Below are 6,993 nucleotides of genomic sequence, written 5' to 3'. Positions count from 1 at the left end.
GCCGGTCGGCTCAAGCACCTGCCCGCGTCACCCTACGACACAACATCTGGTGTGGTCGTGAACTGACCGGAGACCCGCACACCCACACAAACCGCGAAGAAGCCGAATATAAGCACCTGAGCTGCGGGTATGAAAGCAACCCTCTCGGATCAGCCGTGTATCTCAGCGCTTTGAGAGTTTGCCAAATTCACTGTCCAAAAGAGAGCGAATTTTTTTTCCCGCACCGCGTAAGGCGGCATCTACATCCGCATCCGAGTGCGTCACGGTTTGTGGCTGCATGCCCTCTGGACGCGCCTCGATGGTGCAAAGGATATCATCCGCACCCCCTTTGGCAGCGTTCACGTCTGCCAAATGCACTTCGACCCGAGTCAGGCGGTTGGTCAGGTGCCCCAAAGCAGAGGCGACTGCGGTCTTGGCAGTCTCGGCCAAGAGATCGTCGGCTTGGATATGCGAGTCGGTGTTCAGTTGGAATTGCATGCTGGGCCTTTCGATAATGAAATGCAGATACAGAAGTTCTAAACGATAAGTTTTTGCGCGCAAGCAAACCGGACCACGGTCAATCAAGACCATCACCACTAAATTAACCCAGACAATTCAGGAGAAGGCTGAGGAGCTAGCCCAACGGTCCGAAATATAGCATGTTTTAGGTGGTGCTGAGGCCAGAAATGCAGTTTTCAAAAGGACGACCTCTGCCATGACGCAAGCGCCACGACACACCCGAAACGTCAATCCAAATCACCCACCACCCAAGTCAGACCCACGGCCTGCCACCGGACCTCGTTACCGGATATGCGCAAAAGACCTGAGACGAGGCAAACCGCTCCCCTCGACAGAAGGCGGCAGCATCATGCATTGTTCGGGTTAAGTTCGAGGGCAAGAGATAAGTTCCCATCGCGATTTCAAAGCCCGTGACTGACACCAAAAATCAGCTTTTTGCTGTCTCGGCTGAGAAAAACATTTCCTGCTTCTTCTGGAACCCGGTCTTTCCCACAACGTTCAGCGATCATGGAAACAGAACGACAAGAGACTCAGTTGCCCCGGAGCGTTGGACTTTGGCAGCTTGTATTTTATGGATCCGGCACTATTTTGGGCGCCGGAATTTTTGTTGTCATCGGAGAGGTATTGGGTGAAGCGGGGCGTCTGACGCCGCTGGCCTATGTTCTTGCTGCCGTCGTGGCGATTACCTCGGCGCTTTCTTTTGCAGAAATGGGCGCTCGGATTCCAACCGCCGGTGGGCCTATAGACTACCTTGAGCGCGCCTTTGGCGTCCGCTGGCTCGGATCTGGCGTCGGATGGGTGCTGATGGTGGCGAATACGGTTTCTGCTGCCACCATCGTCACAGGATTTGTGGCTTACCTCAATAGCTTTGCGTCAGTTCCGGACTGGACGGCGACAGTGTTGCTTGTGATCGCACTTGGAGGCGTCGCCATCGCCGGGATGAGCGAAAGCGCTTGGTTGATGACGATCACGACACTCATCGGTATCGCAGCTTTGCTTGCCGTACTCTGGGCTTTGCGCGGCGCCCTAATTGCAGCGCCCACGGAGATACTTGCCGCCCTCGGCACGGGCACGAATGAAGAGGCTGAGAATGCCGCATCCTCGTCAGCCATCGAAGGATTTGGCATGCTCTTTGCCGGCGCGATCCTCGCAGTTTATTCCTTTATTGGCTTTGGTGACATGGCGCAGACAGCCGAAGAAGTGCGCGACGTGAAACGCTCGCTCCCGAGAGCGATGATGATCTCGCTAGCCGTCGTTTTTGTCTTCTATATCCTGATCGCCATGTCCTTGGTTGGTACCGGCGAGATCGATAGTATTACCGAGGCCTCAGCACCGCTGGTGAAGGCAGTGGAACTGTCTGGTTGGCCGGGGCTGCCCATCGCCATCGCCAGCCTTTTCGTAATCGTGAATGGGGCGCTGACGCAAATAATCGCAGCATCACGCCTTCTTTTGGACATTGCCCGCGACGACCGGGGCGCCCCCGCCCTGTTTGCGCGCGTAAACGAAAAAACTGATACGCCAATCCCGGCGACGCTCGTCATTGCCGGGACGTCACTGGGGCTTGCACTTCTCGTGCCCCTCAAATCGCTTGCCGAAGCAACGAGCTTTGCGATCCTGATCGTCTTTGTTGGCGTGAACCTTTCACTGATACGCATGAAGCGAGACAGTCAGCCGGACGACGTACCCGATATTCCTTTCTGGATCCCGGTGGTAGGTGCGATCGTCACCATAGCAGCGCTGGTTGGCCAAATTGCTCAATCTTCTATTGGCGGGTCTGGCTAAAAGCGGCTTGCTTCACTCAGCATGTACGAGATGCAAGGAGCACGTGACTGGGGTGCCGCTACCCGCTAAGCCCAACCGCTCCAGTATGGGTGAAAGCCGTAATGTGCGTAAATCTGTTCTTCGTAATCGCGGTCAATGGTCGTTGAGGTTTTGAACTCGGGGGCCTCCTTGACCTTATCTCGCGTGACGTCGACGAAAACCTTCTGGTCGGTCCATGACGTGTCAAACAGCCAATCCGGTGAGACAAGCACCATTTTGCCGGGCCACCAATTCTTGGTGTCTACCAGAAAATAGCGGATGGCCCACGCGTCTTCATCCACCATGAAATCCTCGACATGACCGATGCTTCCGTCAGTCGCTTCGACGTAATATCCGGTCACCTCGTTCACGCTGCGAAGGTTGGGGTCCCCTTCCATCCTGTCCTTTGGTGGTGCCGTCTCGTCGACATCAACAGGCGGCGCCGCAGCGTTAAGGCCAATCGGCAACGGCGCACCAACGGCGCCATACCAATAGGGGCTCAAGGAATAGTATCGAAAAATATCCGCCTCAAGCTGGTGTGAGACCGGCTTGTCGGTTTCAACGCCAGGCGCTTCTTTGATCTGATCGCGGCTGAGGTCAGTGTGATATTCACGCGCGCTTTTGTCTGCAGTTTTAAACGCCGATGGCGGCAACAAGACCTGGCGGCCAGGGAGCCATGTTCCCGTGTCCACGACAACCCATCTCAGGACGTGCTGCCTGTCGTCAAAAAGAAGGTCTTCGATCGTTCCGATCGCGCCATCCGCTGCATGAATCTGGCATCCTGTTATGTCGGAACTGCGTTGCATTGTTGTGTCTCCTTTCATGTGGTTAATGGTGTCGGTCAGACACCGAACGGATACGTCTCCGGCACGCCGTCCCGCCGGGTTTCGACGCCGACTGGCGTCACGGCGTTTGTTTCATCGAACCAGACGAAGGCATCGAACTGGCGTGACAACGAGGCTTCGGCATAATGGCTCTGAAGCTCGGTCTCAGGGCGATAGATCACGCCGATAAAGCGTTCGAGACGTTGCTTTTCGAGACGCTCTTTCAGCGCCCGGTCGCGATGGAGATCAAGCAGGAAACGCGGCGGACCAGCGGCGTGGCACAGCCTCTCGTAGCTGTCCTCTCGCGAGGGGCGGACGCGCTTGATTTCCATCTCGCCGTTCCAGTCGGTAGCGGCAGCGACCGTTCCGGAATGGGTGCCAAATCCGATCAGCGCGGCCTGATCCCCGAACCGTTCGCGTGCAAGCTGGCCGATGTTGTGCTCGCCCCGGATTGCACCCATCTCGGTCGCACGCGCATCGCCAACGTGGCTGTTGTGGGCCCAGACCACGGCCTTTGCCTCGGGTCCGTGCGCCTCGAGCACATGCTCCAGCGTTTCGAACATGTGGCTGTCGCGCAGGTTCCAGCTTTTCGCCCCGCCGTAGTACATCGCTTTGTAATACTGCTCGGCAGAGCGGACCAGCCGAGCGTTTTGCGCGGCGTCGAGAAAACTCGTGCCGTTCTTTTCTTCGGTGTCCAGTTGCCTCTCCAGCAGGGACCGCAATTGGGCCACGGCATCCGCTTCGCAGTCACGGTAGCTTTGATTGAGGGCGGCGCGACCGTAGGCTGCGGGATTGCTTTGCCAAGGCGTCAGGCAACCATAGCGTTCGCGGGCAATTTGTGCGGCATCGGGATCAACGTCGTCAAGATAGTCCAGCACGGCGGAAATCGACGCGCTCAGATTGTAGATATCGAGCCCGTGAAAGGCGGCCTGCGTTTCGGAATTCAAACCCTCATTATGGGTGCGCAGCCAATCCACGAAATCTGCCACATCGGTATTGCGCCACATCCAAGTCGGAAATCGGGCGAATGGCGCATCCTCGCTCGGGCGGCTTTCGCGATGGCGCACGTGGCGATCGACGACGGCCGCATCAGGCCAATCAGCTTCGACGGCTACGATAGAAAAGCCGCAGTGCTCGATCAGGTGGCGTGTAATGGCGGCGCGCGCGCGATAGAATTCGGAGGTGCCGTGGCTTGCCTCACCCAAAAGAACGACGCGCCGATCCGCGTAGCGATCGAAAAGCGCGCCGAAAGCGGGATCGTCGAAATCCGGCAAGGGCTCGGCGGCGTCCGAGATCATTTCTGGCAGGGGTTGGTCGCGCGCAGACACATGATTGGTTGCCGCGCGCTGGCCATCCTCGGTCCATCCTTCAGCACCGATCAGTGGAACGAAACTTACCGCGCCCAGCTCCTCAGTATCCCACTCATGCTCGGCCGTGCGGCGGATCCGGGTCAGCGTTTGGTGTCGGTCGCTTTGCTGAACAGGGATCACCAAGACGCCTCCGATGGCAAGCTGGCGCTTGAGCGAGGCAGGCGCACTTGGAGCTCCGGCTGCAACAAGTATGGCGTCGAAAGGCGCGGCGTCTTTCCAGCCTTGCGTGCCGTCACCGGATTGAAGCGTCACGTTTTCATAGCCAAGCTTGCCGAGCCGCGCCCTTGCCCTCTCGGTAAGCGCTTCGTGCCGCTCGATTGCGTAGACGCGGCCCGCGATGCGGCTAAGGAGGGCCGTCGCATATCCAGACCCCAACCCGATCTCCAGCACGGTCTCGCCGGGGCGCACTTCTGCGGCTTCGATCATCAAGCCGACGATATAAGGCTGAGAGATCGTCTGACCTTCGCCGATGGGAAGTGGCTGGTCTTCGTAGGCGAGTTCCTCCATGCCCGCATCGACGAAGGCTTCGCGTGGAACGTCGCGCATTGCCTCCAGAACATGTCGGTCATTCACGCCGCGGCGCTCGATCTGCTGCGTGACCATGGTTTCTCTTTCCATCGTTCTGTCAGTCATGGTGCTTCTCACTCAGCGGCTCTTGAAAGAATGCCTTTCAAAGAAAATTTAAGCCGGTTTGAGATAAAACCTATTGAAGCGCGTCCGGATTGACGTCCCGTTTGGCAAGTTTGCTCAGCTCTTCATCAAAGGTCTTGTCCTGATCGAGAATGCCCAGCAGCACGTCCAGATCTTCGTCGAGATCAAGGTGCTTGGCCCAGCAGGCCAAGGTGCCGTAGGCGGCAATCTGGTAGTGCTCAATCTTCTGCAAGGAAGCGATCAGCCCCGCATCGCGCAAGGTTGCGTCTTCCAGCATCTGAACCCATTTTTCGCTTTCAACGATAAGTGCGCTCATTGACTGATCTTCGTGCAGGTCAGGGTCGGCGCCATGATCCTTGAGCATGATATCAAGACGATCGAGTTGTGACTGCGTTTCGTCCAGATGATTGGTGATAGCCAGCTTCAGGCTGTCATCGGTTGCCAACTCCTGCATCCGTGAGAATGCGTCGCTCAGTTGTCTCTCGGCCGACTGCAGTTCCTGCAATTCCTTGAGATACATCTCTCGAAAACTCAATATGATCATTTGTACCTCCATTCAGAGTTGAATGTGTCTGAGGGTAAGCGGGCGGTCACCCGCCCCACGATCAGTTCACGACCATCGGTGTTGTCGCCCAAGGCAGTGTGATTGCGATAATGCCCATCCAGAACAATAAAAGAATGAGCGCTGCAATGATGCCCGCACCCGCGCTCGGATAATACCGATAACGGCCGCCGTATCGGTATGGCCAGCGGTCCCTCGTGTAGCCCCAGCCGGGCGCACCAGCGATTGCGATGAGCAAGATCAAAATGAGGATCCAGAACCAGAAAAATTCCATTTGAAGTTCCTCCCTTCAGATCAAGATTTCATGTTGCCCCCCTGCGATGCTCGACTTCCAGACACCGCAAAGGGGGCATTGCCATTCATTCAGCCACACGTGATTGCAGCTGCTCGTAGTCAAATGAATCGAGGGTATCGATCTCACCAGAGTCGTACGGGAGATCGTATCGCGTGGTTCCGATCGGCGGGACGCCGCGATAGTCATAGGGGTAGGCATAATAGCCGCTGCGCCCGTAGGCAGCGGCATCCGTCACGATCGCTGCAATCGCCTTATCCTCCACGATGATGTCCGAGATGTATCCGTAGCGCACATCGTCCGAAAGATAGGCGTAGCTGCCAATCAGGTCGCTCGCCTTGAAAATACCGGAGCCCGCTTCAAGGTTGTCATCGACCGCCTGAGTTGACTCTGTGGCATCCTCGGCAATGACCTGCTCCGCGCCCCAGAGACCGTTGAACACATCGTAGTCATCTACGGTATCCTCGGTCACAGGGACCTGCACCTGCTGAATTCCGTCATTCATCGTGATCTCATCCCACGGAACATGGACATGGGTATCGCCGATGTCCCACAGTCCGCCGACCTCTGCGATGATGCCAAGGACTTCGCCATCGTTGCTGAAGATGATATTCTCGATGTCCCCGATGTCTTCACCGGTGACATCGATGACTTCGGTTGAGCTTAACATTACATCAACACTCCAACCCTCGGCATAAAGATCATCGTAGGCCCAATTCGAAAGGACCTTAACGTCATCTTGCGCGAAACCTGGGGCCGCCGCGATGATAGCCATGGTGCTCGCCGCGCCCGCTGTGACTGTAAAACGTTTCATTTCGTGTTCCTCTTTGCTAAGTGCTTCAAGGCTGCGTTCCAGTTTCTTTGAAAAGCAACGAACACGAGGAAAATAGGTCCCTTCTCGTTCCGTGTGGGTAGTCGGGCGCACCGGTGCTTGAGCCGCTCCCATATTTCGTGCCTTCGGTAGGCGCGTCCGACGCGGAGACCTCAGCCATCGCA

7 protein-coding genes are annotated in these 6,993 nt (G+C 56.8%); 1 reads left to right on the top strand and 6 read right to left on the bottom strand.

Translation table 11 applies throughout. From position 1 onward, the window contains the following. Positions 1 to 162: 162 nt before the first annotated feature. Positions 163 to 564: an HPF/RaiA family ribosome-associated protein gene (locus V8352_RS20945; protein ID WP_336426208.1), complete on the bottom strand. Its 402-nt coding sequence runs from the start codon at positions 562 to 564 to the stop codon at positions 163 to 165. Between the two features lie 441 nt (positions 565 to 1,005). On the opposite strand from V8352_RS20945, the gene V8352_RS20940 reads away from it, so the two are divergent. Then, entirely contained in the window at positions 1,006 to 2,280 is a 1,275-nt protein-coding gene (locus V8352_RS20940; RefSeq protein ID WP_336426207.1) for an APC family permease, read from the top strand. A 65-nt stretch (positions 2,281 to 2,345) separates the two neighbouring features. On the opposite strand, the gene V8352_RS20935 is transcribed toward V8352_RS20940, so the two are convergent. The 5 genes from V8352_RS20935 to V8352_RS20915 form a co-directional block, all read right to left on the bottom strand. Then, positions 2,346 to 3,104, bottom strand: coding sequence for a PRC-barrel domain-containing protein (locus tag V8352_RS20935; protein WP_336426206.1), 759 nt, complete (start codon positions 3,102 to 3,104; stop codon positions 2,346 to 2,348). Positions 3,105 to 3,139: 35 nt separating this feature from the next. Further along, positions 3,140 to 5,125: a protein-L-isoaspartate(D-aspartate) O-methyltransferase gene (locus tag V8352_RS20930; RefSeq protein ID WP_336426205.1), complete on the bottom strand. Its 1,986-nt coding sequence runs from the start codon at positions 5,123 to 5,125 to the stop codon at positions 3,140 to 3,142. A gap of 70 nt (positions 5,126 to 5,195) precedes the next feature. Beyond that, entirely contained in the window at positions 5,196 to 5,663 is a 468-nt protein-coding gene (locus tag V8352_RS20925; protein WP_336426204.1) for a YciE/YciF ferroxidase family protein, read from the bottom strand. 85 nt (positions 5,664 to 5,748) lie between these two features. Next, the gene (locus V8352_RS20920) at positions 5,749 to 5,979 is read right to left on the bottom strand and encodes a hypothetical protein (protein WP_336426203.1); all 231 of its coding nucleotides are present in this window, start codon (positions 5,977 to 5,979) and stop codon (positions 5,749 to 5,751) included. Between the two features lie 85 nt (positions 5,980 to 6,064). After that, a complete protein-coding gene (locus V8352_RS20915) occupies positions 6,065 to 6,811 on the bottom strand; it encodes a PRC-barrel domain-containing protein (RefSeq protein WP_336426202.1) in 747 nt (248 codons plus the stop codon). Positions 6,812 to 6,993 lie beyond the last annotated feature (182 nt).

Source organism: Roseovarius sp. D0-M9 (genome assembly GCF_037083805.1).
Lineage (GTDB): Bacteria > Pseudomonadota > Alphaproteobacteria > Rhodobacterales > Rhodobacteraceae > Roseovarius.
This window is presented reverse-complemented; position numbering and strand designations above follow the sequence as displayed.

Bases quoted from the DNA above. Each gene is read 5' to 3' on its own strand.
- V8352_RS20935 (WP_336426206.1), bottom strand. From the start codon at position 3,104: ATGCAACGCAGTTCCGACATAACAGGATGCCAGATTCATGCAGCGGAT.
- V8352_RS20925 (WP_336426204.1), bottom strand. From the start codon at position 5,663: ATGTATCTCAAGGAATTGCAGGAACTGCAGTCGGCCGAGAGACAACTG.
- V8352_RS20930 (WP_336426205.1), bottom strand. From the start codon at position 5,125: ATGACTGACAGAACGATGGAAAGAGAAACCATGGTCACGCAGCAGATC.
- V8352_RS20940 (WP_336426207.1), top strand. From the start codon at position 1,006: ATGGAAACAGAACGACAAGAGACTCAGTTGCCCCGGAGCGTTGGACTT.
- V8352_RS20920 (WP_336426203.1), bottom strand. From the start codon at position 5,979: ATGGAATTTTTCTGGTTCTGGATCCTCATTTTGATCTTGCTCATCGCA.
- V8352_RS20915 (WP_336426202.1), bottom strand. From the start codon at position 6,811: ATGAAACGTTTTACAGTCACAGCGGGCGCGGCGAGCACCATGGCTATC.